This is a genomic window from Nesterenkonia sp. PF2B19, from assembly GCF_001758425.2.
Taxonomy (GTDB): domain Bacteria; phylum Actinomycetota; class Actinomycetes; order Actinomycetales; family Micrococcaceae; genus Nesterenkonia; species Nesterenkonia aethiopica.
Genome location: NZ_MDSS02000010.1, coordinates 1 through 26,475 on the forward strand (window position 1 = coordinate 1; position 26,475 = coordinate 26,475).

The 26,475-nt window shown below is 69.6% G+C and carries 19 protein-coding genes and 2 pseudogenes; 8 read left to right on the plus strand and 13 right to left on the minus strand.

Annotated features, from left to right (window positions below; translation table 11 throughout):
- From BCY76_RS04650 to BCY76_RS04665, 4 genes and pseudogenes are all read right to left on the minus strand, one after another.
- The coding region (locus BCY76_RS04650) for a glycoside hydrolase N-terminal domain-containing protein (protein WP_170922590.1) at positions 1-675 on the minus strand (675 nt) is incomplete at its 3' end.
- 28 nt (positions 676-703) lie between these two features.
- Entirely contained in the window at positions 704-1,660 is a 957-nt protein-coding gene (locus tag BCY76_RS04655; RefSeq protein WP_083277770.1) for a carbohydrate ABC transporter permease, read from the minus strand.
- A gap of 17 nt (positions 1,661-1,677) precedes the next feature.
- Positions 1,678-2,654: pseudogene (locus tag BCY76_RS04660) on the minus strand (carbohydrate ABC transporter permease).
- A 38-nt stretch (positions 2,655-2,692) separates the two neighbouring features.
- Entirely contained in the window at positions 2,693-4,033 is a 1,341-nt protein-coding gene (locus BCY76_RS04665; protein WP_085437246.1) for an ABC transporter substrate-binding protein, read from the minus strand.
- Positions 4,034-4,192: 159 nt separating this feature from the next.
- On the opposite strand from BCY76_RS04665, the gene BCY76_RS04670 reads away from it, so the two are divergent.
- Both BCY76_RS04670 and BCY76_RS17415 read left to right on the plus strand, forming a co-directional pair.
- Entirely contained in the window at positions 4,193-4,729 is a 537-nt protein-coding gene (locus BCY76_RS04670) for a universal stress protein (RefSeq protein ID WP_336581944.1), read from the plus strand.
- Between the two features lie 251 nt (positions 4,730-4,980).
- Positions 4,981-8,340 (plus strand): pectinesterase family protein, encoded by a 3,360-nt coding sequence (locus BCY76_RS17415; protein ID WP_139827615.1) that lies wholly within the window; start codon positions 4,981-4,983, stop codon positions 8,338-8,340.
- A 146-nt stretch (positions 8,341-8,486) separates the two neighbouring features.
- Here the strand turns inward: BCY76_RS17415 and BCY76_RS04685 are convergent, their stop codons facing one another.
- The 6 genes from BCY76_RS04685 to BCY76_RS04710 form a co-directional block, all read right to left on the minus strand.
- Positions 8,487-9,107 (minus strand): TetR/AcrR family transcriptional regulator, encoded by a 621-nt coding sequence (locus tag BCY76_RS04685; protein ID WP_070162294.1) that lies wholly within the window; start codon positions 9,105-9,107, stop codon positions 8,487-8,489.
- On the minus strand, positions 9,107-11,365 hold the full coding sequence (locus BCY76_RS04690; protein ID WP_085437248.1) for an efflux RND transporter permease subunit: 2,259 nt from the start codon (positions 11,363-11,365) through the stop codon (positions 9,107-9,109). Before BCY76_RS04690 ends, BCY76_RS04685 begins: the two co-directional genes overlap by 1 nt.
- Positions 11,366-11,591: 226 nt before the next feature.
- Positions 11,592-12,533 carry an NAD-dependent epimerase/dehydratase family protein gene (locus BCY76_RS04695; RefSeq protein ID WP_070162300.1) on the minus strand — a complete coding sequence of 314 codons (942 nt, stop codon included), beginning with the start codon at positions 12,531-12,533 and terminating at the stop codon, positions 11,592-11,594.
- A gap of 34 nt (positions 12,534-12,567) precedes the next feature.
- On the minus strand, positions 12,568-13,971 hold the full coding sequence (locus tag BCY76_RS04700) for a Gfo/Idh/MocA family protein (protein WP_083277773.1): 1,404 nt from the start codon (positions 13,969-13,971) through the stop codon (positions 12,568-12,570).
- A gap of 210 nt (positions 13,972-14,181) precedes the next feature.
- Positions 14,182-15,114, minus strand: a complete 933-nt coding sequence (locus BCY76_RS04705; RefSeq protein WP_083277774.1) for a carbohydrate ABC transporter permease — start codon at positions 15,112-15,114, stop codon at positions 14,182-14,184.
- Between the two features lie 34 nt (positions 15,115-15,148).
- A complete protein-coding gene (locus BCY76_RS04710) occupies positions 15,149-16,081 on the minus strand; it encodes a carbohydrate ABC transporter permease (RefSeq protein WP_070162302.1) in 933 nt (310 codons plus the stop codon).
- Between the two features lie 450 nt (positions 16,082-16,531).
- Here BCY76_RS04710 and BCY76_RS04715 point away from each other — a divergent pair, with 450 nt between their 5' ends.
- Both BCY76_RS04715 and BCY76_RS04720 read left to right on the plus strand, forming a co-directional pair.
- Positions 16,532-17,677, plus strand: a complete 1,146-nt coding sequence (locus tag BCY76_RS04715; protein WP_139827616.1) for a mandelate racemase/muconate lactonizing enzyme family protein — start codon at positions 16,532-16,534, stop codon at positions 17,675-17,677.
- 155 nt (positions 17,678-17,832) lie between these two features.
- A pseudogene (locus BCY76_RS04720) lies at positions 17,833-18,899 on the plus strand (glycerate kinase).
- 112 nt (positions 18,900-19,011) lie between these two features.
- Here the strand turns inward: BCY76_RS04720 and BCY76_RS04725 are convergent.
- The 3 genes from BCY76_RS04725 to BCY76_RS04730 all read right to left on the minus strand — a co-directional run bounded on the left by BCY76_RS04725 (position 19,012) and on the right by BCY76_RS04730 (position 21,235).
- On the minus strand, positions 19,012-19,551 hold the full coding sequence (locus tag BCY76_RS04725; RefSeq protein ID WP_083277643.1) for an NADPH-dependent FMN reductase: 540 nt from the start codon (positions 19,549-19,551) through the stop codon (positions 19,012-19,014).
- A 131-nt stretch (positions 19,552-19,682) separates the two neighbouring features.
- Complete coding sequence (locus BCY76_RS17420; protein ID WP_139827617.1) at positions 19,683-19,910, minus strand: hypothetical protein; 228 nt, start codon at positions 19,908-19,910, stop codon at positions 19,683-19,685.
- Positions 19,911-20,062: 152 nt separating this feature from the next.
- Positions 20,063-21,235 carry a pirin family protein gene (locus BCY76_RS04730; protein WP_070161285.1) on the minus strand — a complete coding sequence of 391 codons (1,173 nt, stop codon included), beginning with the start codon at positions 21,233-21,235 and terminating at the stop codon, positions 20,063-20,065.
- A gap of 354 nt (positions 21,236-21,589) precedes the next feature.
- Between BCY76_RS04730 and BCY76_RS04735 the strand changes: the two genes are divergently transcribed.
- From BCY76_RS04735 to BCY76_RS20260, 4 genes are all read left to right on the plus strand, one after another.
- Positions 21,590-22,639 carry a LacI family DNA-binding transcriptional regulator gene (locus BCY76_RS04735; protein ID WP_201791076.1) on the plus strand — a complete coding sequence of 350 codons (1,050 nt, stop codon included), beginning with the start codon at positions 21,590-21,592 and terminating at the stop codon, positions 22,637-22,639.
- A gap of 157 nt (positions 22,640-22,796) precedes the next feature.
- On the plus strand, positions 22,797-24,077 hold the full coding sequence (locus tag BCY76_RS04740; RefSeq protein ID WP_070161287.1) for an MFS transporter: 1,281 nt from the start codon (positions 22,797-22,799) through the stop codon (positions 24,075-24,077).
- 26 nt (positions 24,078-24,103) lie between these two features.
- Positions 24,104-26,080 carry a family 78 glycoside hydrolase catalytic domain gene (locus tag BCY76_RS04745; protein ID WP_336581950.1) on the plus strand — a complete coding sequence of 659 codons (1,977 nt, stop codon included), beginning with the start codon at positions 24,104-24,106 and terminating at the stop codon, positions 26,078-26,080.
- Entirely contained in the window at positions 26,077-26,412 is a 336-nt protein-coding gene (locus tag BCY76_RS20260) for an alpha-L-rhamnosidase C-terminal domain-containing protein (RefSeq protein ID WP_336581951.1), read from the plus strand. The genes BCY76_RS04745 and BCY76_RS20260 overlap by 4 nt, the downstream gene beginning before the upstream one ends.
- Positions 26,413-26,475 lie beyond the last annotated feature (63 nt).

Consider the following 26,475-nt stretch of genomic DNA (forward strand, 5'->3'; position numbering starts at 1 on the left):
CTCTGCGCGTCGTCGTCGCGCGCGCGCGCGGCCGGCGTGCTCGCCGTCGAGAGCCGCCGTGGCCCGCACGCGGGAGGCCGGGTCGACCGTGCCAGCATCATCAGCCCCGGCATCGTCAGCCCCGGAGCTCAGGCGCAGGACGAACTCGGCCGGGGCCTCGGAGCTGAGCGAGAGGTGAATGGTCTCGTCTCCATGGCGCGGCTCCGCTCGGAGGGTCTGGCGCCCCCGCCGGGCGTCCTGCCAGCTGATCTCGACGACGCCGGTGCGCAGGTCCACATCACGCCGCCGGCTGCCCGGCACCGGGTCCGCCTCCGGATCGGTGATCACCAGTCGGGCGGCGGGCACGAAGGGATCCGTCCAGATCAGGGCGCCGCCGGGGCTGTGCTCCTCGGCCGCCTCGGCGAGCAGATCTCCCGCGGAATCGGCGTCGCCCTCGAGCAGCGCCTGGCGCATGGCGGGAAGCCGGGCCTGCAGGTCGGGCGCCGGCATGTGGGGGTTCGCGGGTAGGAAGAACCACTCATGGGTGAGGTCCACGCGGTGCTCCCGGGGGTCCCCGTGGATGAGGGCGCCCACCCTGCCGGTGCCCACCGGCAGGCCGTGCTCCCAGTCCTCACCGGCGGAGACGCTGGTGAACGCGCCTGGCGCCTCGTCGGGACGGGCTGACGGCGTGGCCATCCGGTTCCTCTCGCTCAGGGGGTGCTGCTCACTTCAGGCCGGTGGTGGCGATGCCCTTGACCAGGTACCTCTGACCCATGATGAAGAAGGCCACGATGGGAAGCAAGGACACCACTGACATGGCGAACATGGGGCCCCATGACGACTGACCTTCAGCATCCATGAACTGTCGCAGCGCCAACGGCACCGTGTACAGGTCGGGGTTGGTGATGTAGATCAGCGGAGAGAAGAACTCGTTCCAGGTGCTGATGAAGGTGAAGATCGCCGTCGTCGCGAAGGCCGGGATGCACAGCGGGGCGATGATCTGGAAGAAGATCCGGAAGGGACCGCAGCCGTCGATCCGGGCGGCGTCGTCGAGCTCCCGGGGCAGGGCCCGCATGAACTGGACCATCAGGAAGATGAAGAACGCGTTGGAGGCCAGGAAGTTCGGCACGACCAGCGGCAGGTAGGTGTTCAGCCAACCGAGCTCGGAGAAGATGATGTACTGCGGGATCAGCAGCACATGCCCCGGCAGCATCAGGGTCACCAGGGCCAGGCCGAAGAACAGCTTGCGGCCGGGGAACTCCAGACGGGCGAACGCGTAGGCCGCGAGCGCCGAGCTGACCACGGTGCCCACGATGCTCAGGCTCACCACGATCGCGGAGTTCACCAGATAGTGGCCGAACGGGTGCTGCAGGGAGTTCCACCCCTCCGTGTAGTTCTCGAACCGCCACTCGGAGGGCCACAGACCCTGCTCGGTGAAGATGTTGGCGTCCGGCTTCACGGAGCTGGAGAGCATCCACAGCAGCGGGTACATCATCACCAGCGCCACACCGCAGAGGATCACGTGGCGCAGGAACCGGCTGCGTGCGGTGTCCTGGGCGTCGACGCCGCTGATCTCCGCCTCGCCGGAGTCCCGGTGCCGACGTCGTCGTCCTCCGGTGCCGCGCCGCGGCCTCATGGTGGGCGCGGGGGCGGGCGCCACAGGGCTGGTGGGAATCGCCATGGTCGGTCTGCCTTCTCTCAGTTCTCGTAGTAGACCCAGTACTTCTGCGCGATGAAGTTCAGCGCGGTGAACGCCGCGATGATCACCAGCAGCAGCCAGGCCATCGCCGAGGCGTAGCCCATGTTGAACCGGCTGAACCCCTCGATGTAGAGGTTCAGGTTGTAGAAGAGGGTGGAGCCCGCGGGCCCGCCTGAACCGTTGGAGAGCACGTAGCCCTGGGTGAAGGTCTGCAGCGTGCCGATCGTGGAGAGCACCAGGTTGAAGAAGATGATCGGGCTGATCAGCGGCAGCGTGATGGAGCGGAACTGCCTCCACCGGGAGGCGCCGTCCACGGAGGCGGCCTCGTAGTACATGGTCGGCACCTGCCGCAGCGAAGCGAGGAAGATGACCATGGGTGCGCCGAAGGTCCACACGTTGAGGATGATCAGCACGCTCAGCGCGGTGCTGGGGTCGGACACCCAGGCGGGGCCTTCGATGCCGAACCAGCCCAGGAAGGTGTTGACGATGCCGCGGGTGCCGAAGATCTGCCGCCAGAGCATCACGATCGCCACGCTGCCGCCCAGCAGGGACGGCAGGTAGTAGACGGCCCGGTACAGCGGCAGCCCCCGGATGCCCTTGTTCAGCGCGAGCGCGACCCCCAGTGCGGCGATCAGCGAGAGCGGCACGGAGACGAACGTGTAGGTGAAGGTGACGATCAGTGACTGCCCCACCGCGGGTCCCGGAACAGTTCGATGAAGTTGGCGAAGCCGACCCACTCCGGAGGGGTGAGCAGGTCGTAGTCGGTGAATCCCAGGTACAGCGAGGCCCCGAACGGGACGATCGTGAACAGCATCCCCAGGAACCAGGGCGCCAGGAAGAGGTATCCCGCCCACTGGACCTGGCCTCGCCCTCCTCTCCGCCGACGGCGGCGCGGCGCCGTCGACGGTGTCGCGGCAGGCCCCGGGGAGCCCGAGGGCCCCTCGGGCCGGGCCTCCGGCGCCTGGGTGGTGGTCATCGCCATCTCATGGCTCCTCTCGCTCCGCCCGGCGGCCCTCAGGCCAGTCCCATGGCGCCGTCGGCGGTCTCCCGCAGCCGCTGGGCGGCCTGCTCCGGAGTCATGCGCCCGAACTGGACCTCCTCGTCGACCTCGGTGAGCTTGTCCTGCACGGCGGAGCCGCCGGCGGGGTCGGGCCGGGACTCCGGCAGGTCCTCCTCGGCGAGGTCGAGGATGTACTGCATGGACTCCTGGTCGGCTTCGCTGAGGCTGTCGGAGATCTCCTGGGCCACCGCTTCGCTGGAGGGCAGACCTCGGGTGACCCCGACGGCGGCGTTGCCCTCGGCGTCGTTGATCATGAAGTTCAGCAGGTCCAGGGCGCCCTCGACGTTGGGAGCCTCCGCCCCGATGGACCAGTACATGGCGGTGTCGATGGACATCCCGCGGCGGGCGCCCTGCACCTCTCCGGGGAAGCGACAGAGCTGCAGCGGACCCTCGACGACGTCGCCGAAGACCTCGAGATTGTTGGTGGGGATGACCTGGCCGGCCACGAGGCCGGAGGCGATGGCGGACTCGGCGGCCGAGTTCCCGGTGATGTCGATGAATCCGGCCGGGGGCAGGCCGCCGCGTTCACGCTGCTCCACCGACATCTCGAACCAGGCGGCCAGGGTCTCCTCGCTGGCGCCGAACAAGCCGTCCTCGGTGTAGAGCTCCTCGCCGGTCTGGCGCACCCAGACCACCAGGTTCTGCACGGTGGCGAAGGAGAGGTCCACCCCGTAGACCTCGTCGCCGGCGGCGGCCGCGGCGTCGGTGATCTCCCGGCTGAAGTCCCAGAGGTCCTCCCAGGACCAGGTGAGATGGTCCGGCACCTCGGCGCCGTAGTGCTGGGCCCGGTCCGTGTCGATGATGAACCCCACGGCGTTCAGCCCGGCGGGGATGCCGTAGAGGTCATCCCCTACTCGTCCTAGCGGATAGGTGTCCGGGACGCCGCTCAGGTCCAGCACGTCGGTGTGTTCGCTGAGGTTCAGCAGGGCGCCCCGATCGGCGTACTCGCGGAGTCCGTCGCGCCGCTGGTTCATCAGGTCCGGGATGTCTCCGGCGGCGAAGCGGGTCGCCATGCGGTCCTGATAGGGCCCCGAGTCGGCGTAGTCGGTGGTGATGCTCAGCTCCGGGTGACGTTCCCGGTAGACGTCCAGCATGGCCTCGGTCTGCTCCGCGCGGGTGGCGTCTCCCCACCAGATCACATTCAACGACTCGGAGCTCCCGCCGGCGGAGGCGCTGCCGCCCCCGAAGCGGTCGCAGCCCGCCAGGGAGATCGCGGCGGCCCCGCCGAGCCCGAGGCCGAGCAGCGTGCGGCGACTCAGCGCCGACCGGGCCAGAGTGCGTCGTGCCATGTCCATGGAACTCTCCTTGTCGCTCGTGACGGTCCCGCGTCACTCCGGCGAGAAACCGGTTTCTCGTGAAGGGATGGCGCCACAGTACTCTGTGACCCATGCCACTTCAACAGCTGAACGGCGATCCGATGATGCCGCTCTCGTGTCACCTCATGCGCGGCGGGCATGAGACGCACGGGCGCGGAGCTGTGCGGCGCGCCACCCCACTCCCGGAACCACGCATCCTCGATTAGGCTGAACACGTCACATCGCGCAGTCCACAAAGGAGCACACCATGCCAGGTCCGATCATCGTCGCGTCGACGGAAGCCCCACGGCCCGCAAGGCCGCGGAGAAGGCCCGTGAACTCGCCACCAGGCTGAACGCCCCGCTGCACGTCGTCTCGGCCTACGCCGACGACCGCACCGAGGTCGTCAACAGCGGGTCGGACCAGTGGGTCGTCTCAGACGCTGACAACGCCCGCTACATCGCCGAGAAGGTCTCCGAGTCGCTCAAGGCCCCGGGCGTGGAGATCCTGCCCCGCTCCGTGCACGGCAAGCCGGCCGACGCCCTGATCAGCTATGCGGAGAAGATCGACGCCGACGTCATCGTCGTCGGCAACCAGCGCATGCGCGGGGTGCGTCGCGTGCTCGGCAGCGTGGCCAACTCGGTCTCCCACAACGCCACCTGCGACGTCTACATCGCCAACACCTACGCGGACTGACGCCCAGCGTCAGACCCAGCGTCAGCGGCCACGACGGCGGCTCCGGCATCTGCCGGGGCCGCCGTCGTCGTCAGCGGGGAACACGGTGGACAGCATCTGCGTCATGACGTGATGTGCATCACATGATGCCCCATCGGTCCTGGACCTCCTCAGGCCGGCGATCTACCGTCGAGAAACCGGTTTCTCACCGGATGGCGTCCCTGCCCGTCCGGTCGGACCCGGCATGGATCCCTCGACGCGAAAGGCCAGCGATGCCCCTCACCGTCCCCGACCCGCAGACTCGTCCACCCACCAGCAGACACCTCCGACGGCGCGCCCGACGGTCCGCCGTCTCGACGCTGCTGGCCGCTTCCCTGCTGGCAGGCTCCGGCCTCACGCCAGCACAGGCGACGCCGTCGGCACCGGCGCCGCTGTCGGTGACGCCTCCGGCGACCACCACCTCCACCACCTCCACCGCCTCCACCACCCTGTCCGCGGAGGACCAGCTCGCCCGGGAGACCCTTTCTCCGGGCGACGGCTGGGCGTCCGCCGACGGCGGCACCACCGGCGGGACGGAGGCCGAGGAGATCGTCGAAGTCACCAGCCGCGCCGAACTCGTCGACGCCGTCGCCGGGGATGAACCGAAGATCGTGCGCGTCACCGAGGACATCCACGCCGATGAGGCCGATGACGGCTCCCTGATGACCTGCGAGGACTATCAGCGCGACGGCTACTCCTGGGAGGACTATCTGGAGGCCTTCGACCCGGAGCAGTGGGACGGCGCCGCCGAGGGACCTCTCGAGGAGGCCCGCCGTGCCTCCCACCGAGCCCAGGGCGAGCAGATCCGGCTGAAGCCTGGCTCCAACACCACGCTGATCGGCGCTGAGGGCGCCACACTCACCGGGTTCCAGGTGGAGCTCGCCGAGGTGGACAACGTCATCGTGCGGAACCTGCGGATCTCTGACCCCTATGACTGTTTCCCCCAGTGGAAGGGGAACGAGTGGGACGTCGAGTGGGACAACGTGACGCTCTCCGGAGCCACGCACGTCTGGCTGGACCACATGACGCTCGACGGCGGCGAGACCGACCACGCGGCCCAGCCCGAGGTGTTCGGCCAGCAGGTGCACCGCCACGACGGCATGCTGGACATCGTCCGCGCCTCCGACCTGGTGACGGTCTCCTGGAGCCGGTTCGACGGCCATGACAAGGCGCTGCTGTTCGGCAACGGCGATGACCGCACCTCCGACCGCGGCACGCTGCGCGTGACCATGCACCACAACGAGTTCACCGACCTCGTGCAGCGCGCCCCGCGCGTCCGCTACGGACAGGTCCACGTCTACAACAACCTCTACCGAGTCGCCGAGTCCGCCCCGTATCTGTACTCCTGGGGCGTCGGCGTGGAGTCGAGCATCACGGCCCGGAACAACGCCTTCGAACTGGGCGACGGCGTCACCGCGGCTGACATCATCCACGCCTGGGGAGGCGACGGAATCGTCGAGGAGGGCACCCTCGTCGACGGCGAGCCCGTCAACGTGCTGGACGCCTACCTCCAGAAGCATCCGGACGCTCCCCTGAGCGACGAGATCGACGGTGAGTCCGGCCCCCACGGGGTGGTCCAGACCGCCGCACGCGCCGCCGACGCCGTCGACGAGCACGCCGGAGCGACCCTGACCCCGGAGTGGACCGACCCCACCGACCCGGTCGCCGCCGGCGAGGAGGTGCTGGACCGCATCAAGGCCCCCGACACCACCACCGAGGCGGGCCCCGTGTGGTCCCCCACGCCGACCGGATTCGCCGCCACCCCCACCGACGACCTCCCCCAGGGGACCACCGGAGGCACCGGCGGCCCGACCGTCACCGTCGAGGACGCCGAGGAGCTCGCCCACTGGGCCGGCCAGGAGGAGCCGGTGACCATCTTCATCAAGGGAGCCGTCGAGGTCGAGGAGCTCGGAGAGATGATCCGGGTGGCCGGCGACAAGACGATCGTGGGGCTGAACTCCCGCGCCGCGCTCGTCGGCGGCGGATTCTTCCTGGATGAGGTGCAGAACGTGATCATCCGCAATCTGCGCATCCGCGACTCCTACGTCCCCGGCGACTGGGACGGCAAGGAGAACGACCACGACGGCGTCCGTGTCGACACCTCCTCGCATGTCTGGCTCGACCACATCGACTTCACCCGGATCGGAGACGGCGAGGCCGACCTGCGCAAGGACTCCACCGCGATGACGCTGTCCTGGAACATCTTCCGGGACCACAACAAGGCCATCGGGGTGGGCTGGACGGACAATGTCGAGACCACGCTGACCATGCATCACAACTGGTTCTCCAACTCGTACCAGCGCAATGCGAGCATCGACAACGTCGCCGCCGGCCACCTCTACAACAACCTCGTGGAGGGCTTCGGCCAGTACGGCACCATGTCCCGCGGGGCCGCGCAGCTGGTCATCGAGAACAGCGTCTACGCCCATGGCGAGGACCCTGTGGTCGCCAAGGACCCGGAGTCCCAGGTGGAGCTGCGGGGGAACAGCTTCACCGACGTGCGGGGACGCCGGGATGACACTGGGCCGACCTTCGAACCCTCCGAGCATTACGACTACACCGCCGACCCGGTGGACGACGTCCGCCGTCTGGTGACCGCCGACGCCGGTCCGCTCGGCGCCCCGGAGAAGGTCGGCCGGACCGTGACCGTGGCCCTGGACGGCAGCAGGGACTACGAATCCGTGACCGCGGCCGTCGGTGCCGCCTGGCGGGCTGATCGTCCCGTGGACATCGTCATCGAGCCGGGCGTCTATGAGGAGGTCGTCCGTCTCTGGCCCGGCATGGAGGGCATCACCGTCCGCGGCGCCACCGGTGATCCGGAGGACGTCGTGATCTCCTACGACCTGGCCGCCGGACAGGAGAAGTTCTACGGCGGGACCTTCGGCCTCACCGGCTCCCCCACGGTGGCTGTGCTCGCCGAGGACGTCACCCTGCAGAGCCTGACGATCGAGAACGCCTATGACGAGGAGGAGCACGGCCCCAGCCAGGCAGTGGCGCTGCGCACGGCCGCTGATCGGGTGGTCCTCGACGATGTGCGCCTGCTGGGGAATCAGGACACGTTCCTCGCGGACACGCCGTCACGGGACGAGGGCGCACGGGTCTACATGCGGGACTCGTACCTGGAGGGCGATGTGGACTTCCTCTTCGGCGGGGCCACCGCCGTCGTCGAGAACTCCCACATCCACTCGCTGGACCGCGGTGAGGAGCACACCAACGGCTATGTGGGCGCACCGGCCACCCACACCGGCGCTCCGGGCTTCCTGATCCTGGACAGCACCTTCACCTCGGACGCGGCCGAGGGCACCGTGCACCTGGGGCGGCCGTGGCACCCCAGCAGCAACCCGGACGTGGAGCCGTCGATGATCGTGCGCGATTCCGAGCTGGGGGCCCATATCGCCACGCCCGCCTGGGCGGACATGGGCGGCCACTCATGGGAGGACAGCCTGCTGGCCGAGTACGGCAACACCGGTCCGGGCGCTGTGCCCGACGGCGAGACCTGGGAGGGTCGGCCGCAGCTCACCGAGGAAGAGGCCGCCGAGCACACCCGGGAGGCGTATCTGACCGGTGACGACACGTGGCGCCCGTGGCGGTGATCCACGCCCCGGTGGGCCACGCGCCGGTGATCCACGCCCCGGTGAGCCACGCGCCGGTGATCCACGCCCCGGTGAGCGACACAGCGCGCTGACCGCCGCACGGCACGACACGGCGGCCCCGGCACCTGCCGGGGTCGCCGTCGTCCTCAGTCGAAGTACTGCTGGATCACCGGGCCGACGAGGTCCTCCAGCTCCTGGACGGATGCGGAGGCCATCGGCTCGATGCGCAGCACGTGGCGGGCGATCACCAGTCCGAAGAGCTGAGCCACGGCGGCCTCAGCCCGCAGCTCACGATCTTCCCCGGTCATGCCCTGGGCGATCCGGGCCACCATGACGCGCCGTCCGAAGCCGCGCAGCAGGGCAGAGGCGGAGTCCTGGGACATGGCGGCGCGCAGCAGGGCCAGCAGCGGTGCGCGGCGCACCGGATCATCCCAGACGCCGAGGAAGACGTGGACCAGCCGACGGCCGCGCAGCTCCAGCGGAGCTTCCTGCACCGCGGCGGCGACGCCCTGCGGATCGAAGGGCACGTCCACCGCGGCGGCGAACAGCTTCTCCTTGGTGCCGAAATAGTGATGCACCAGGGCGGGGTCCACTCCGGCGCGGGCAGCGATGCCGCGCAGGGACGCCTTCTCGTAGCCGGCCTCGGCGAAGCTCTCACGGGCGGCCGCGAGGATCTGACCCTTCGTGTCGGGCCGGCCGGCACGGCGCCCCTTGCCGTAGCGGGCCGACTCACCGGGCTGAGGGTCAGGGTCGGCGTCAGCGTCCATCAGGACTCCCCTCCGCCCGCTCGGCGGGCCCACAGCACGAGCGCCCCCGGAGTGACGAAGACGCCGGCGACCAGCGCGACGACGATCGCGACGGCACCGAGCCTACCAAGGGTCTGGATCGGCACCAGGGCAGACCAGGAGAGGACCAGGAGCGCCCCCAAGGTGGTGACGGCGGATCCGGTCAGCGCTGCCCCGGTGGTCCCCACGGTGGAGGAGACCGCTCCCTCGGGAGCGCTCATGGGCAGCTCCTGGAGGAAGCGGTTCACCACGTGGACGCCGTAGGGGACGCCGATCCCGATCGCCATGGCCGTCAGCGTCGCGCTGAGCACGTTGAGGTCGATGCCCAGCACCCACATCATGGCGATCACCCCTGCTGCGCTCGTCACCGCAGGGATCATGGCGATCACCCCGAGCACGGCTCGACGACGCCACAGCCGGTAGGTGGCCATGAGCAGCACGGTCACGATGCTCAGCGTCAGCAGGATGGACCTCACCTGAAACTCGGCGAGATCCCGGTTCATCTCGGCGACCACCATCGGCTCGCTGGAGATCGACACCTCTGCCCCCTGCTGCGTGACGGGGTCCAGCGCGGCAGCCAGGTCCTCGGCCAGCTGCTCCGCTCCGCCGTCGCCGGCGGTGGTCCGGATCTGCCAGAGCAGAGTGTCCGACTCGGCGGCCTGACGCGCCATGATCTGCGCCTCTCCGCCCGAGACCCGCACACCCTCGACCTCGGCCACCTGCTGGCTGGCCCTGTCGAGCGCCGACCCGAGATCGGCACGGGTGTCCGGCGGGTCGATGAGGACGAAGGTCGCCTCGGTGATCTGGGACCCGAAGAGCTCCTCCTGGTGCGCCAGGGTCGCCTCGATGTCGGACCCCTCAGGGAGGAAGTCACTCCTGTCGAACTGGGTGTCCAGGCGGAAGGAGGCCAGGACGGCCAGGCCGATGAGCATCAATGCCACGACGAGACCGGCCAGCGGCCTCCGATCAGCGGTGCGGACCGCCGCGCGGTTCAGGACGCCCGAGGACGGCCGCGCGCTCTCGCGCCCTGTGGGCTGGGCGCCCGAGTCCCGCCGGCGGCGCCTGGCAGACGCCGCGGCGAGGCGCCGTCCCCAGAGAGCCTGGGTCGCGGGGACCAGGATGATCATCACCAGGAAGGCGCAGAGGATCCCCAGGGCCACCTGGACTCCGAAGGTGGCCAGCAGGGGAAGTGGCGCGGTCGCCGTCGCGCCGAATCCCACGCCGGTGGTGACCGCGGCGATGGCCAGGGCAGGGCCGACCGCGCGGACCGCCCCGGAGGCGGCCGGGGAGGGTGCAGCCCCCTGCGCGGAGAGCTCACGGAAGCGGGCCATGAGGTGCACCGCGAAGTCGATGCCGAGCCCGACCAGCAGGATGGGGACGATGATCGCCAACTGAGAGAGCGGCCCGATCCAGCCCAGCCCCTGAGGTCCGAGAAGGCCGGCCAGCCCGAAGGTCCAGACCACCGTCATCGCCAGACCGATCAGACCGACTCCGACGACCAGAGCCGACCGGAACGTCACCGCCAGCAGGACCAGGACCGCCAAAAGTGCCACCAGGAACAGCACGGGCGCCTCGCCGCGGACAGCGTCGAGCATGCCCTCCACGAACAGCCCCTGGCTGTAGACGATGATCTGCTGATCTGGAGTCTCGGCCACGGCTTCCTGGACCCGCAGCGCGGCCTGCGTGCGATCCTGCTCGCTGAGGCCCTCCCGGAGGAACGCGACGATGACCGTGGCCCGCGTGCTGCCGGCGTCGGCGTCATAGTCCCCCGAGATCAGGGCGGCGGCCTGCGGCTGAGCTGCGACGGCGCGGAGTCGCTCCCTCGCGTCCTGGGCGTCGTCCTCCGTCGGAGTCCGCTCATCGAGCCCGAGAAGCACCGGCAGCGAGAGCAGGCTCGGCCCTCCGTCGGCGGGCTCCCGCAGATCCTCCCCCAGTGCATCGGCCACGTGCCGCTGCACCTCACTGACCGCGGCCAGCCCCTCTGAGGTCAGAATGTCCCCGCCGGGGCCGGCGTCCACGATGACCTGCACGACGGCGGAGGGGTCGTCGAACTCCTGCTGCACGCGGGCCATGGTCTGCACCGTGGCAGAGTCCTCGCGCCCGAGCTGGGTGATGTCGACCTCGACGTCATTGAGCGACGCGGCGGCGACGAAGCCGAAAGTCACCAGCAGCAGGACGGTGAGCGCGGACTTCGGCCGGCGCACCACCGCCGCCAGGAGCTTCTCCAGGATGCGCCCCATGACGATCCCTCCCTGTATTTCATCATGCGATGAATTTCAGGGCAGGACTCGATCTCTCATTTTTCAACGCCTGATGAATTCCGTCGCGCGACTGCCCGCCGGTCCGTCCCCCTCGGCTTCGTTCGTCCCAGGGGAACACCACGGTGTGATGTCTCAGGACATAGGGGAACACCACGGGGACGGACGCACGCCAGGGGGCAGACGAACTGGACGAGGACGGACGCCCTCACGTCACGGGAGCGCTGCCCTGCTCACTGCCCTGCTCACTGCCCTGCTCACTGACCAGCTCGGTGCGCCAGGAGCGCGTCGGCTCCCAGCCGAGCACACGGCGGGCCTTCTCGAGGGAGAACGCCGGGGCGTCCCCGGTGAGGTCCCCGGCCAGATGCGCCAGGTCCGGGAAATGCTCCGGGATGAGCTCAGCCAGGGGCCGGCGGGCCAGCGCGTCCTTGGCTCCGACGAAGAACACCGAGCCGTTCTCCACCTGGTCGATCTTGGCCAGCAGCGTCAGCAGGAAGTCGGTGACGTCCCGGGCATCCACGTAGTTGAACAGCGCGACGGCGGACAGCGCCGGGTCGTCCAGGCGTTCGGTGAGCGTGTGCCCCTGCTGGGTGGGCGCGCCCGCCCACTCCTCCGGAGCGATGACGTAGCACGGCCGGAAGGAGACGAACGTGACCTCATCGGTCTGCTGGGCGAACATCGCGGCCACCTGCTCGGCCACGTGCTTGCTCAGCCCGTAGGCGTGCCACGGCTGAGGCGGCACCTCCTCGTCCAGGGGCAGCCGCGGCGGCACCCAGCCGGCCGGCGACCCGTAGCCCATGATCGAGGGGCTGGAGGCGATGACCACCTTCGTGGCACCGGCCGCCACTGCGGCGGCGGTCACGTTGTGGGCGATGCCGGCGTTGGTCTTCAGGATCACGTCCTCCGGGGCGCTGAATGGCACCGCGATCGCGGCCAGGGAGACCACCGCCGTCGGGGCGAGCTCCGCGAACAGGGCCTGGGTGGCCTCGGCGTCGAGCAGGTCGATGCTGCGGTGCTCGACCCCGGCCACGGGCTCTGGGGGCAGATCCCGGTCCACGCTGATGACCTCATGCGCGGTCTCGGCGAACCCGGCCACCACGCTGCGGCCCAGCCGTCCGGAACCGCCCGTGACGATGATGCGTTCTGCCATGGCTGTCCTCCTCGGTCCCCTGTTCAGTCCCTGCTCAGTGCGCGACGGCGGCGTCGGCGCGCGAGTCCGTGGCATCGGCCCCGGAGGCGGTCCCCGAGGCATCCCCGGAGGCCAGCCCCAGCTCCACCTCGGCCACCGTCACGGGGCCGCGCGTCTGCAGGGAGCGGTTGCCGCAGACGCCGACGGCGATGGCCTGGATGCCGTCCACCAGACCGGCGGGGCGGGCGTACGGGTCCTCGCCGGGACCGTTGAAGATGTCGGCCAGCAGCAGCCGGTCGCCGCCGCCGTGGGCCCCTTCGCCCTGGACGATCTCGAGCTCCTCGGCCTCGCCCCAGTGGCGCTGCAGCACCAGGCGCTCACCCTTGGAGCGCACCGCCCCGGACCGGCCGTCGTCGGCCACCGAGGGATCCACCGGGGAGCCGCCGGAGGCGGGCAGCACAGCGGCCCGCTCCACGACGTCGAGCTCCAGCCGGCCCTCGGTGCCGTTGACCGCCACCCGGTACCCCTCCCAGGGGGCGTGGGCGTTGAGCGAGTAGTTCAGCACCGCGCCGCGGGTGTAGTCCACGATCAGCGCGAGGTTGTCCTCGATGGTGATGCCCTCGCCGAAGACGTCCTGGTCACGGATGTAGCCGTCGTGGTGTTCGTTGTCCAGGTAGAGCTTCTGCAGGGTCTCGTCGGTGCGCAGGTCCAGGGCGAAGGGGTCGGCTGACGAGCCCTCGCGGGTGCCGCGCTCGGCGGGGGCGATGCCGCGGGCGGCGGCGTTCTTCGCCCCGTAGAACTTCAGCCCGCCGGAGGCATAGATGCGCTCCGGGACGTCGGCGAGCCACCAGTTGACCAGGTCGAAGTGGTGGCTGGCCTTGTGGATCAGCAGTCCGCCGGAGTTCTCCTTGACCCGGTGCCAGCGACGGAAGTAGTCCGCACCGTGGACGGTGTCCAGCACCCAGGTGAAGTCGATGGAGGTCACCTGCCCGATCCGGCCTTCGAGGATCGCGGCCTTCAGCGCGGTGTTGCGCGGGGAGTACCGGTAGTTGAAGGTCACGATGACCTCGCGCCCGGTGGCCTCCACGGTGCGCGCGATCCGGGCGCTTGACTCGGCGTCCACCGTCAGCGGCTTCTCCACGACGACGTCGGCCCCGGCCTGCAGGGACTCCACGATGTAGTCGGCGTGGGTGAAGTCCGGGCTGGTGATGATGACCCGGTCGATGCGCTGCTCCTGGATGACGGAGGTCAGCGCGGCAGGGTCGAAGGTGGCGACGTCGGCGCCGTGCTCCTCGCGGATGCGGCTGCGGTGGTACTCGACGCGGCCGGGGTTGGTGTCGGCCAGGGCGACGAGCTCGGCGACGTCGGCGTGGGGGCCGGCGATCGCGTCGGTGTACATCCTGCACCGGCTGCCCATGCCGATGATCACGTAGCGGGTGCGGGCGTTCTCAGTGCTCACGGGTGAGCCAGCTCCTTCATGCGGTGTACAGGTGGTGTGCGTCCGGGGAGGTCCTCCCCAGCAGTCTTGCCGTGTCGGCGGGGAATGAGAAGCGATCCGCCCATGCCTTCCGTGGATGGCACATGTGCCGCGTGGGCATCCACCCCGCAGACGCCGACGACGGCCGCCCGCCGCAGGCAGCGGCGGACGACCGTCGCACGGTCGGGCGGATCACTTGATGCCGGTGGTGGCCATGCCCTTGATGAGGAACCGCTGACCGAACAGGAAGATCAGGAACAGCGGCAGGATCGAGATGATCGACATGGCGAACATGCCGCCCCAGTTCGACTCGCCGGTGGAGTCGATGAAGGCCCGCAGCGCCAGCGGCACGGTGTACATGTCCGGTGAAGTCAGGAAGATCAGCTGGCTGAAGAAGTCGTTCCACGTCCACATGAAGGTGAAGATGGTGGTGGTCGCCAGGGCCGGGACCATCAGCGGCAGGATCACCTGGAAGAAGATCCGGATGTGGCCGGCGCCGTCGATCCGGGCCGCCTCGTCCAGGTCCTTCGGGATGCCGCGGATGAACTGCACCATCAGGAAGATGAAGAAGGAGTCCGTGGCGAGGATCTTCGGCACGATCAGCGGCAGGAACGTGTTCACCCAGCCGAGGTTCGAGAAGAGGATGTACTGCGGGATGATCACCACGTGCACCGGCAGCATGATGGTCAGCAGCATCGCCGCGAACATCGGGATCTTGAACTTGAAGTCCAACCGGGCGAAGGCGTAGGCCGCCATCGAGCAGGCGATGAGGTTGGCCAGGATGGAGGCGAACACGACGATCGCCGAGTTCCACAGGAAGTGGCTGAACGGGTGGCTCAGCGCATTCCAGCCCTGCACGTAGTTGTTGAACTCCAGCGTGGTGAGCAGGATGCCCGGCTCGCGGAAGATCGCTTCGTTGGGGCGCAGGGAGGAGACCAGCATCCACAGCAGCGGGTAGATCATCGCCAGCGAGGCGGCGATCATGACGATGTGCTTGACGGTGGCCTTGACCGCGCGCTGGGCCGGAGAGACGGACTTCATCGGGGCTCGGTCCTCCGAGGCGATGGAGCTCGCCCCGGCCAGGGCGGCGGTGGCGTCAGACTTGGTGGCGTCGGTACGGCTCATCGTGGACGTGCCGCTGGTGGTGGTCTGAGGAGAATCAGTCATCGTAGTGCACCCAATACTTGGAGAGCCAGAAGTTGATGGCGGTGATCGCCGCGATGATCAGCACCAGCAGCCAGGCCATCGCCGAGGCGTAGCCCATGTCGAACCGGCCGAAGCCCTGCTGGTAGAGGTAGAGCGTGTAGAACAGCGTGGAGTCAGCCGGGCCTCCGGATCCGCCCGAGACGATGAACGCCTGGGTGAAGTTCTGGAAGGCACCGATCAGCTGCAGCACGAGGTTGAAGAAGATGATCGGGGTCAGCAGCGGGATCGTGATGGTGAAGAACTGTTTGATCCTGCCCGCACCGTCGATCGAGGCGGCCTCGTAGTACATGTCCGGGATCTGCCGCAGGCCGGCCAGGAAGATCACCATCGGGGCGCCGAAGGTCCACACGTGGAGGATGATCAGCGTGCCCAACGCGGTGTCCGGGCTGGACACCCAACCCTGACCTTCGATGCCGACCATGCCCAGCAGCTGGTTGATCAGACCCGAGTGGCCGAAGATCTGGCGCCACAGCACGGCGATGGCCACCGAGGAGCCGAGCATGGAGGGCAGGTAGAACACCGAGCGGTAGAACGCCAGCCCGCGCATGCCGCGGTCCAGCAGCATCGCGATGGCCAGCGACACCGCCAACTGGATGGGCACTCCGACGAACACGTAGGTGAAGGTCACCTGGATGGCGTTGTGCAGGCGGTCATCGCCCATCATCCGGGTGATGTTGTCCATGCCGATCCACTCGGGCGGCTGGAGCAGGTTGTAGTTCGTGAACGCCAGGTACAGCGAGGCGGCCATCGGGAAGAGGGTGATGCCGAACAGACCGATGGTCCACGGCAGCAGGAACAGATGCCCTGCCTTGTTGTCCTTGTGCCTCCGTTTGCGCTGCCCCTGAGGGGCCTTCTTGAGCTGCTGGAGTTCGGCGACGACACTCATGGCGTCACCTCCCGCCCCGCCGTGCGGCGGTGCTCCGCGGCGGGGTCGCTGCTCTGCGACTGGGACAGCATGGCTGCCTCCTCGAAACTTTGGGAAATCGCTTTCCAGGTACGTTCCGTCAACGGTAAGTGAGGCCACATTGTGAGGTCAAGCACACCGGAGTCCGTACTCTGGCCCTGACCCGCGCGGATCGGGTCCCGGCGGGCAGCGCGGCCCAGGTGAACACGCGCACATCCGCGCAATACCGGGCAGGAGGGATTGAATCGATTTTTATAATGCCTTTCCGGCATCAATCCATGCAGCACCCACCGTGGACGGCATCACCCTGCGGCACTAGGCTCAAAGACGCCGTCGTCGCGCGGCTCCGCCGCCGCTGGCCGCTGCGAGGCCGGTGCCCGCTCGCCCCGCCGATCCCCCGCCGATCCCCCGCCGAATCCGCCCAGGAGAGCCATGAGCCTCAGCCAGCCCACCGTCGCCCGCCTCGAGATGCTGCTCACCGCCCTGCCGTTCTCCGCGGCGCGCCGCGTCACGGGCGAGGAGTCCGTCGACGAGTACAACGCCTCCTCCCAGACCTTCACCCGCATGGAGGCACTGATGGTGAAGGTCACCGACTCCGACGGCCACGTGGGCTGGGGCGAGGCGTTCGGACATCGGAGCAACCCGGCCACGTGGGCAGCCCTGGAGGAGATCGTCGGACCGTTCCACCTGGGACGCGCCGCCGATCCGCAGGCCGTCCACCACGAAGCGGAATACGCGTTCCATGCGTTCGGGCGGACCGGGCCGGTCCACTATGCGCTCTCTGCAGTGGACACCGCGCTGTGGGACCTCACCGCGCAGCGCACCGGGGTCCCGCTGCGCCGCCTGCTGGACCCCCAGGCCCGGGACACCATCGACTGCTACGCCTCCCTGGTCCACTACGGGGAGGACCCGGTGGAGGTCGCGCACCACATCGGGCGCGCCCAGCAGGCGGGATACCGCTCGTTCAAGCTGCACGAGTCGACGGCCCCAGCCGTCATCGCCGCCCGGACCCAGGCCGGCCCGGAGGCTGCCCTGATGACGGATGTGAACTGCCGGTGGGACGAGGCCGGCGCCGCCCAGGCGCTCGAGGACTTCGCCGAGGCCGATCTGCTCTGGCTGGAGGAGCCGGTGTTCCCGCCCGACGACACCGGCGCCCTGACCAGGCTCAATGCCGCCCACGGCCGGATCTCTGCCGGGGAGAACGCCTCCGGGGTCCACGGCATGGTCGAGCAGATTCGCGCCGGTGCAGTGTCCTACGCCCAGCCGAGTGTGGGCAAGATCGGCGGGATCTCCGCGATGCAGGAGGTGTTCGCCGCCGGGCGGGAGACCGGTGTCGCCGTCGTCCCACACTGCTTCTACTACGGTCCGGCACTGAACGCCTCGGCGGAGCTGATCGCCGCCCTGGGCCAGGACGTCCAGCTGGAGGTGCCGTTCCTGCAGTGGCCGCAGCGGCTGCATCGCCTGCACGGCGCCGGTCCGACGATCACCCTGAGCGAGGAGCCTGGCCTGGGCTTCACCCCGGATGAGCAGGTGCTGGCCGATCATCTGATGCGCCGGGCCGTGGTCGAGGCGTCGTAGAGTCGTGCGCATGAGCCACATCACCCCCGACCCGCACTCCAGCGCTGCCTCGCCCCGCGACACCGGCCCGCGCATCGCCTGCGTCCCTGACTCGTTCAAGGGCTCCGCCACCGCCGCCGAGGCTGCCGCCGCGCTGGCCCGCCGGCGCTCGGGAGGTGTTCCCGCAGGCGCGGATCACCGAGCTTCCCTTCGCCGACGGTGGCGAAGGCACCCTGGATGCGCTGCTGGCGGTCTGGGGGCAGGAGGCTGAACAGCTGGAGGTCCTCGACGCCATCGGGCGTCCCGCCACGGCCCTGGTGGGCCGCTCGGCAGACGGTCGGACCGCAGTGCTGGAGGCGGCCCAGGGCAATGGCCTCCCGCAGGTCAGCGATGTGCCGCTGCAGCCGCGCCGGGCTGACACCTACGGGGTCGGGCTGATCGCGCGGCACCTGCTGGACTCCGCCCCCGGCGGCACCCGCGTGGAGGAGATCCTGCTGTGCATCGGTGGCTCGGCCAGCACGACGGCGGCACCGGGCTGCTGCGCGCCCTGGGCGTGGAGTTCCTGGACGACGCAGGCGCCCCGGTGGCGCCCGGCGGGCAGGGGCTGGCCGAGATCGCTGCCGTGGACGTCTCCGGGCTGCATCCCCGCGCCTCCGACGTGCGGTGGCGGATCGCCGTGGACGTGGACAATCCGTTGACCGGTGAGCGCGGGGCCGCCGCGGTCTTCGGTCCGCAGAAGGGCGCGGATGAGGACGACGTCGCCGCGCTCGACGCCGGGCTCTCCCACCTGGCCGGCGTGCTCGCCGCCCACACGGGCGCTGAGGCCGAGGATTACCGGCAGGCCGCGGGCTTCGGGGCGGCCGGCGGCATCCCTGTGGGGCTGGTGAGCCTGCTCGGGGCCGAGGTGGTGCCGGGTTCGCAGATGGTGGGCGAGGCCGTGGGTCTGGCCGAGTCACTGGCCGAAGCCGACATCGTGCTGACCGGCGAAGGCTCCCTGGACTCCCAGTCACTGGGTGGGAAGGTCGTGGAGGCGGTGCGCCGCAACGCGCCGGCGGGTGCCGCCGTCGTCGTCATCGCCGGCACCGTGAAGCTGACCGCCGCCGAATGTCGGGAGGCGGGGCTGACCGGGGCATTCTCCATCGCGCCCGGGGCCGCGGAGCTTCAGGAGCTGCTGGAGCGCGCGCCCGAGCTGATCACGCAGACCGCGGCCCAAGCCTGCGGGCTGCTGGCGCACAGCCGCTGAGCTCCCTCCGCGGACCGAGTTGCCTCCGCGGTTTGGGCCCTTATCCGGCGCTGGGAGCCCTCAGAAGGGCCTAAACCGCGGAGTCATCGTGGCGCGGACTTCCCGGGAGAGCTCAGGAGTGCTGCTCCACCCAGGTGGTGAGCGCCTCCATGTACTTGGCGGCGCGCGTGGCGAGCTGCTCGTCTGGGCCGGCGTCGCCGAAGGTGTCCTCGGTGACCTGCACGGCCATCAGCGGGGTGCCCATGAGCTTGACCCCGAGCAGCGGCAGGAAGCTGCGCAGCTGAGTCTGCGAGTTGATGGTCCCGAACCTGCTGGGCGAGGCACCGGCGATGCCCATCGGCTTACCGCGCAGCACGCCCTGCCGCGGGGGTCGGGTGAGGATGTCGATCGCGTTCTTCACCGGAGCGGGGAAGCTCTGGTTGTGCTCCGGACTGACCAGCAGCAGCCCATCGCAGGCGGAGGCCTGCTCCTTGAATACGGTCATCTCGGCCGGGAAGTCGTCGTCGAGGTGCCGGTCATAGAGCGGCAGGGGGCGGATGTCGATCTCGGTGAGCTCTGCCCGCTCCGGGGCCTGGTCCACCAAGACCTCGGCGAGCTTCCGGTTCACGGAGTCCTCCGCGAAGCTGCCCACGATGTATCCGATCCGCACCATCTGTGCTCCCTTCCCGTCGACGACGATGCCAGTCTGGCACGACAGTCCCTGCGGGCGGGAGGAGGTGACGGGAAGGCCTACCCCTGGCGGGGATCCGGATCAGCCCCGGTCCATGCCGCCTCAGCTCCAGCTCAGATCCAGCGGAAGTCCCCGGAGCCTCCGATCCTCCACCGATGACCCGCACGCTCGACCTCAAGCCGCTGCAGGGCCAGCTCGCGAGCACGGAGGAGTCGGACCTCGCGGGAGAGAACCCGACGACGGCGTCGGGCTTCGCGGCGTGCGGCCCGAGCCTGCCGATGGGGCGGAGGTTCCAGACTCTCGGACGCGGGGGCATCCGGCCGGGGCGCTGTGGTGATCATGCACCCACGCTATGGAGCGATGAGGACAGATTCTGTCCTGATCTCGCGGGCGCTGGCGTCCGCCCCACGTTGACCCCGGAGATCGTATCGCTAACCTCGCGTCAGTGCGTGGATTCCGACCAACGCTCCGGGGTCAACGCCGGAGGGTCGGCTCATCCCCGCGGCTTCATCCGAGTGGTCGGCAGAGCCGGGGCAGGCAGGGGCGGCTCGGTGTGCCGCGGGAAGTCGCCGAACTGCGGGAAGGGGCGGCCGTCGTCGTAGGTCTCCCCGGCGAGCGCGTCCCGCAGCTCCCCGGACAGCGGCGCTCCGAGCGGCTCACCCTCCGGCAGGTGCCGGTGCAGCGGGGAACCCGCAGGAGGAGGCTCGAAGCCCATCTCCGACTGGTAGGCGGCCCGGTAGGCGGCGATGTCCTCGTGGCTGCGACCCACGAAGTTCCACCACATCACGATCCGCTCTCCCAAGGGCAGGCCGCCCAGCAGCAATGCCGCCACGGGCTCCTCACCGGCGTCGATCCGCAGAGCGGTGCGTCCGACGTCGGCCACGGCCAGATGGTCGGCGGGAACGTCCGCGCCGTCGACGCGCACCCGGCCGGACACCGGGAGCAGGCCGTGTTCGTGATCTGCGGGGATCGTGAGCTCCAGGCTCGCACCGGGTTCCAGGCGCAGCTCGGCGCCGGTCAGCGGCAGAGGCGTGGGCACCGGCGAACGGCTGCCGAGCAGCTCGCCGAGGAAGACCTTCGCCTCCCAACCCCGGCCGGTGACGGTCTCAGGACGGTACGCCGCCAGTGAGGGCTCCGAGAACCGGTGGTCCTGCGGGAACGCGAACCACAGCTGCGCGCCATGCAGCACAGTGGTGTCCTCGGTGGAGTACTCGGAGTGGCTGATGCCGCTCCCTGCGTTCATCAGGGCCAGCTCACCGGGACGGACGGTGGCCCAATGTCCGGCGGAGTCCAGGTGGTCGATGCGGCCGGAGAACAGCCAGGAGACGGTGGCCAGTCCGGTGTGCGGATGGCGGGGCACCCGCATCGGCGTGGACGCGGAGACGTCGTCAGGACCGTAGAAGTCCAGGAAGCACCAGGCCCCCACCAGGGAGCGCGCACGCTGTGGCAGGGTTCGGCGGACAGTCATGGCCCGCGGCCCTCCGAGCGGCACCTCCCGCGGCTCAAGGATCTCGACGCCGGAGTCAGCCACGGCGACGCCGTCGCGCAGTCCCCCGGTGCCGCCCACCTGGGGGCCGCCCACCTGGGGGCCGTTGACCTGGGGGCCGTTGACCTGGGGGCCGTTGACACAGACCCGCTCCTGCGGGGCGCGCTCCACATTGCTCATCCTGGCACCTCCGACACTCAGCCACGGGGGTCATTCAGATTTGAATCATCTGGGGTCTCCACTGTAGCCGAGAGGAACGACGCCGCAAGAGCCCCGGCCGCCTCCCTCTCTCACCTGATTCCCACAGTGAGCCGTCATCCTGGAACTCATGAGGACAGGCGCCCGGTCCGGCCGGTCGTCCAGGCCTGGCCTGCGGCACATCCAGGCCTGGCCTGCGGCACCCCGGACCGCGGCGCATCTCCGAGCCGGGCCCGCCCTCCGCGCTGGCCTGGATCTCGCCGGCCTGATTCTGTCCGGCCTCGATCTGCCCAGCGGGGAGTGCACCCTGAGCAGGTCGTGTAGCCTCCCATGACCATGGGGAGGTCACGCGAGGAGCGCACCGGAGGGACGTCACGACGGCGGCGCGTCACCATCGCCGACGTCGCCGCCGAGGCCGGGGTCTCCACCGCGGCAGTCTCCAAGGTCCTCCGTGACGCCTACGGCGTGAGTGACCAGATGCGGACGAAGGTCCAGGCCGCCGTCGATGCCCTCGGGTACCGGCCCCACACCGGCGCCCGGGCGATGCGGGGACGCTCCTACACGGTGGGGGTGATGCTGCTGGACGTGGCCGCGCAGTTCCAGTGGGAGATCATCGACGGCATCAGCACCCATCTGGAGTCCACCCCGTTCCAAGAGGTCCTCATCACCGGAGGGACGGACCCCGCCCGGCAGAAGCGCGCGGTAGAGGCCCTGCTGGACCGTCAGATGGACGGCCTGGTCCTCATCACCCCGAACATGGAAGCCTCGTGGCTCGAGGAGCTCGGACGCCGCGTGCCCCTGGTGACGGTCGCCCGCCATGGACCCTCACAGACCTATGATTCGGTGGTCACCGACGACCGCCTCGGTGCGGTCCTGGTGGTCGATCATCTCGTCGCCCTCGGCCACCGGCGGATCATGCACATCACGGCGCCGATCGGGGAGCTGGAGCGCCCGTCGGTGCTGTCCCAGACTCCGCGACTGGACGGATACCTGGCGGCCATGGAGCGCCATGGACTCCCCCCGCAGGTGATCGAGACGGACTATTCGGAGCCCGGCGGCCACCGCGCCGCCGCCCAGGCGCTGGACGCGGCGACCCCGCCGTCAGCAATCTTCGCCGGAGCCGACGGCAGTGCGCTGGGCGCCCTGCGCGCCGCTGAGGAGCGCGGCCTCGAGGTGCCGGAGCACCTCTCCGTAGTGGGCTTCGACAACGCCTTCGTCTCCGGCATCGGCAGGGTCTCACTGAGCACGGTGGACCAGGATGGGCCCGCCACCGGAAGGATCGCCGCGGAGCTGCTGCTGCAGCGGCTGGACGGCCGCACCGAACCTGCCCATCGAGTCATCTCACCCGACCTGGTGATCCGCGGAACCAGCGCTCCCCCGCGCTGACCTGGGCGGACCGAAATACTCCCCGACACATCCTATGAATCGTTTCATCTCCTGCTTGTAAAACGTTCTACATCCCTCTACGCTGTGTGACCACGCCCACGTGACGCACCTCACCGGGCAGCACAGGCTGTCACCCACACTCCCGCAGGAGCAACCCATGTCACTGAACCCCATGACGCCGGAACGTCGTCGCGCGTGGTGGACCGCCGGCATCGCCGGCATGGCGTCCTACCTCGACGCCGGAGCGATCGTCACCACCGGCACCGCACTGGTGCTCTACCAGGACGAGCTCGGCATCACCTCCGGCCAGTTCGGCCAGCTCTCCGCACTGCTGATGGTCATGATCGGCCTCGGCGCCCTGATCGGCGGCAATCTCTCAGACCGCTTCGGACGCCGCCGCGTCTTCACCGTCACCATGGTCCTCTACGCCGTGGGCGCGCTCATCCTGGTGGCCGCACCCGGCGTCGGCGCGCTGTACCTGGGCATCCTTCTGCTCGGCTTCGCCTCCGGCGCCGACCTTCCGCCGTCGTTGGCGATGATCGCCGAGGCTGCGCCGGAGAACGACGAGGGCAAGATGGTGGCGTTCTCCCACGTGCTGTGGATGATCGCGATCCCGGTGGTCAACGTCTTCGGCATCATCGTCGGCGGCATGGGAGCCACCGGAGCACGCATCATGTACGGCCATCTGCTCGTGGTCGCGCTCGTGGTGCTGGTGCTGCGCATGCGCCTGCCCGAATCTCCCCTCTGGGCGCGACGCCAGGTCGACGTGGACACCGGCGCCGTGGATCGGGCCAGCCTCAAGGACCTGTTCTCCCGGCGGTGGTTCCCCGCCCTGGCCGGCGTCGCGCTCTTCTACGCAATCACCAACATCGCGGCCAACACCAACGGGCAGTTCTCCACCTACATGTACGTCAATGTGGCCGGGGCCGACGTCTCCACGGCCTCGGCGATGAGCCTGGTGGGGCTGGGCTGCAGCATCGCCGCTTCTCTGTTCCTGATGCGCATCGTGGACACCCGATACCGGATGCTCGCCTTCTTGCTCGGCACCGTCGCGGCGGTCATCGCCTGCCTGGTCCCCGCCGTGGTGGGAATCTCCATCCTGGCGCTCGTGCTGTTCGGCGTCGTCTACGGGATCTCCGGCATCGTCTCCGGCGAACCCATGTTCAAGGTCTGGTCCCAGGAGCTGATACCCACCGCACACCGCAGCACCGCCCAGGGGGTGTCCATCGCGTTCGCGCGTGCCGTCGCCGCCGGCGTCGGGCTCGTCACCCCGGCGATCCTGGACCGCAGCGCCGAGCTGATGTTCCTGTTCCTGGCCGGGGTCATCCTGGTGGCCGGGCTCATCGGACTCCTCTGGGTGGCGCGCCGCCCGAAGGTCCTCCAGGCCGAGAAGGACCCGACGACGCACCCGCAGCCGGCTGACTCCCCGACCTCATGACCACTCGACACCCAGAGAAGGACCCCATGACGCAGCACCTCGCCACCGACCCTGGCAGCCACACCGCCGACCTGCCCCCGCTCACCGCCGAGGCCATCACCCCGGCCCGGCCCGTGGACACCGCCCCGCGATTCCGCCGTGCCTTCACGCTGGACACCGGACACGGAGGCGTCGCCCGCGCCACACTGCGGGCCTCCGCCCTCGGCGTCTACGAGGCCCAGCTCGACGACGTTCCGGTCAGCGACGACGTACTGGCCCCCGGCTGGTCCAGCTACGAATGGAGGCTGCGATACCAGACCTACGACGTCACCCACCAGCTGCGAGCCGACTCCGCCGACGACGAGCACGTGCTCACCGCCACCGTGGGCAACGGCTGGTACCTGGGCCAGCTCGGCTGGCAGGAGCGACGGCGGCTCTACGGGGAGCACCGGGGCCTGATCATGCAGCTGGACGTGGAGTACGACGACGGCCACGTGCAGTCGATCCGCACGGATGCCTCCTGGACGGCCTCCGGATCAGAGATCCTCTCCGACGACCTCTACGACGGCCAGACCATCGACGCACGCCGGCGGGAACAGGACGCCGAGCAGGTGCCGGTGCGCACCCTCGAAGTCGATGCCGAGCTGGTGGAGCCGCTGGGACCGCCGGTACGCCGCCAGCAGGAGATCGCCCCGCAGCGGATCTGGACCTCCCCGTCGGGGAAGACCCTGGTCGACTTCGGGCAGAACCTCGTGGGCTGGATCCGGATGACCGCGTCCGGGAGCCCAGGCGAGACGATCACCGTGCGTCACGCCGAGGTGCTGGAGCATGACGAGCTGGGCACCCGTCCGCTGCGGCACGCCGACGCCACCGACCGCTTCGTCCTCTCCGGCGGACAGGACACCTTCGAACCCACGTTCACGTTCCACGGATTCCGCTACGCCGAGGTGACCGGCTACCCCGGCACGCTGACCGCAGACGCGCTGACCGCCGTCGTCGTGCATTCCGAGATGCCGCGCACCGGGACCTTCCGCACCTCACATGACCTGGTGAACCGGCTGCACGAGAACGTGGTGTGGGGGCTGCGCGGGAATTTCCTGGACGTGCCCACCGACTGCCCGCAGCGCGACGAGCGGCTGGGCTGGACCGGTGACATCGCCGTGTTCGCCCCGGCGGCGGCGCACCTGTACGACGTGCACGGCTTCCTAGCCGACTGGCTGCGGGATGTGGACGCGGAGCAGCGGGCCGCTGACGGGTTCGTGCCCTATGTGGTGCCGGATGCCCTGAAGTACCAGGACATGCCGGAGGAGTTCCAACCCGTGGAGACGGCGGCGATCTGGTCCGACGCCGCCGTGTGGGTGCCGTGGGCGCTGTGGGAGGCCTCTGGAAACGCCGAGGTCCTGGCCGTCCAGTACGACTCGATGACCGCACACCTGCGCCGCGTGGAGTCCCGGCTCTCGCCGACCGGACTGTGGGATCAGGACTTCCAGTTCGGCGATTGGTTGGACCCTGATGCCTCTCCCCACGAGCCCTGGAACGCCAAGGCCGACCGTGCGGTGGTGGCCACTGCCTGTGTGGTGCGCACCGCCCGCATGGTCGCCGAGACTGCACAGATCCTGGGCCGTGACGACGACGCCGCCACCTTCCGCGCGCTGGCCGACCTGGTCCAGGCCGCATTCCTGGAGCACTATGTGGACGCCGAGGGGCGGATCCGCTCGGACTCCACCACCGTCTACACCCTGGCGATCGTCTTCGACCTGCTGGACGGGACACGGCGTGCCGCCGCCGGCGAGCGCCTGGCTGAGCTGGTGCGCCAGGCGGAGTTCCGGGTGTCCACCGGCTTCGCCGGGACCCCGTACATCACCGAGGCGCTGAGCAGCACCGGGCACACGGAGGAGGCCTACGGGCTGCTGCTGGAGACCGGCTGCCCGTCCTGGCTGTACCCGGTGACGATGGGGGCCACCACCATCTGGGAGCGCTGGGACTCCATGCTGCCGGACGGTCGATCAACCCCGGGGAGATGACCAGCTTCAACCACTACGCGCTGGGGTCGGTGGCCGCCTGGATGCACCGTGTGGTCGGCGGTCTGGCTCCAGCGGCGCCGGGCTATGCGCGGGTGCGGGTGGCCCCGCAGCCGCCGGTCGGGGTCTTCGCCGAGGAGATCACCTGGGCGGAGACCACCCAGCAGACGCCCCACGGGCTGGTCACCGTGGCCTGGCGGCGCGAGGGGCAGGCGGTGGTGCTGACGGTGGAGCTCCCGGAGGGGGTCGAGGCCGACGTCGACCTCTCCTCCACGTTCCCGCAGGCCGAACCGGCCGTGCTCGGGGCGGGGCGGCACGAGCTGCGATTCGGCTGAGGCAGGGTTCGGCTGAAGCGGGGCTCGGCTGAGAGGCGCCGATGGCCTGCCGCTGAGACGACA

Coding starts and splice junctions, on each gene's coding strand:
- BCY76_RS04655 (WP_083277770.1), bottom strand. CDS start 1,660: ATGGCGATTCCCACCAGCCCTGTGGCGCCCGCCCCCGCGCCCACCATG.
- BCY76_RS04665 (WP_085437246.1), bottom strand. CDS start 4,033: ATGGACATGGCACGACGCACTCTGGCCCGGTCGGCGCTGAGTCGCCGC.
- BCY76_RS04670 (WP_336581944.1), top strand. CDS start 4,193: ATGAGACGCACGGGCGCGGAGCTGTGCGGCGCGCCACCCCACTCCCGG.
- BCY76_RS17415 (WP_139827615.1), top strand. CDS start 4,981: ATGCCCCTCACCGTCCCCGACCCGCAGACTCGTCCACCCACCAGCAGA.
- BCY76_RS04685 (WP_070162294.1), bottom strand. CDS start 9,107: ATGGACGCTGACGCCGACCCTGACCCTCAGCCCGGTGAGTCGGCCCGC.
- BCY76_RS04690 (WP_085437248.1), bottom strand. CDS start 11,365: ATGGGGCGCATCCTGGAGAAGCTCCTGGCGGCGGTGGTGCGCCGGCCG.
- BCY76_RS04695 (WP_070162300.1), bottom strand. CDS start 12,533: ATGGCAGAACGCATCATCGTCACGGGCGGTTCCGGACGGCTGGGCCGC.
- BCY76_RS04705 (WP_083277774.1), bottom strand. CDS start 15,114: ATGAGCCGTACCGACGCCACCAAGTCTGACGCCACCGCCGCCCTGGCC.
- BCY76_RS04710 (WP_070162302.1), bottom strand. CDS start 16,081: ATGAGTGTCGTCGCCGAACTCCAGCAGCTCAAGAAGGCCCCTCAGGGG.
- BCY76_RS04715 (WP_139827616.1), top strand. CDS start 16,532: ATGAGCCTCAGCCAGCCCACCGTCGCCCGCCTCGAGATGCTGCTCACC.
- BCY76_RS04725 (WP_083277643.1), bottom strand. CDS start 19,551: ATGGTGCGGATCGGATACATCGTGGGCAGCTTCGCGGAGGACTCCGTG.
- BCY76_RS17420 (WP_139827617.1), bottom strand. CDS start 19,910: ATGATCACCACAGCGCCCCGGCCGGATGCCCCCGCGTCCGAGAGTCTG.
- BCY76_RS04730 (WP_070161285.1), bottom strand. CDS start 21,235: ATGAGCAATGTGGAGCGCGCCCCGCAGGAGCGGGTCTGTGTCAACGGC.
- BCY76_RS04735 (WP_201791076.1), top strand. CDS start 21,590: ATGGGGAGGTCACGCGAGGAGCGCACCGGAGGGACGTCACGACGGCGG.
- BCY76_RS04740 (WP_070161287.1), top strand. CDS start 22,797: ATGTCACTGAACCCCATGACGCCGGAACGTCGTCGCGCGTGGTGGACC.
- BCY76_RS04745 (WP_336581950.1), top strand. CDS start 24,104: ATGACGCAGCACCTCGCCACCGACCCTGGCAGCCACACCGCCGACCTG.
- BCY76_RS20260 (WP_336581951.1), top strand. CDS start 26,077: ATGACCAGCTTCAACCACTACGCGCTGGGGTCGGTGGCCGCCTGGATG.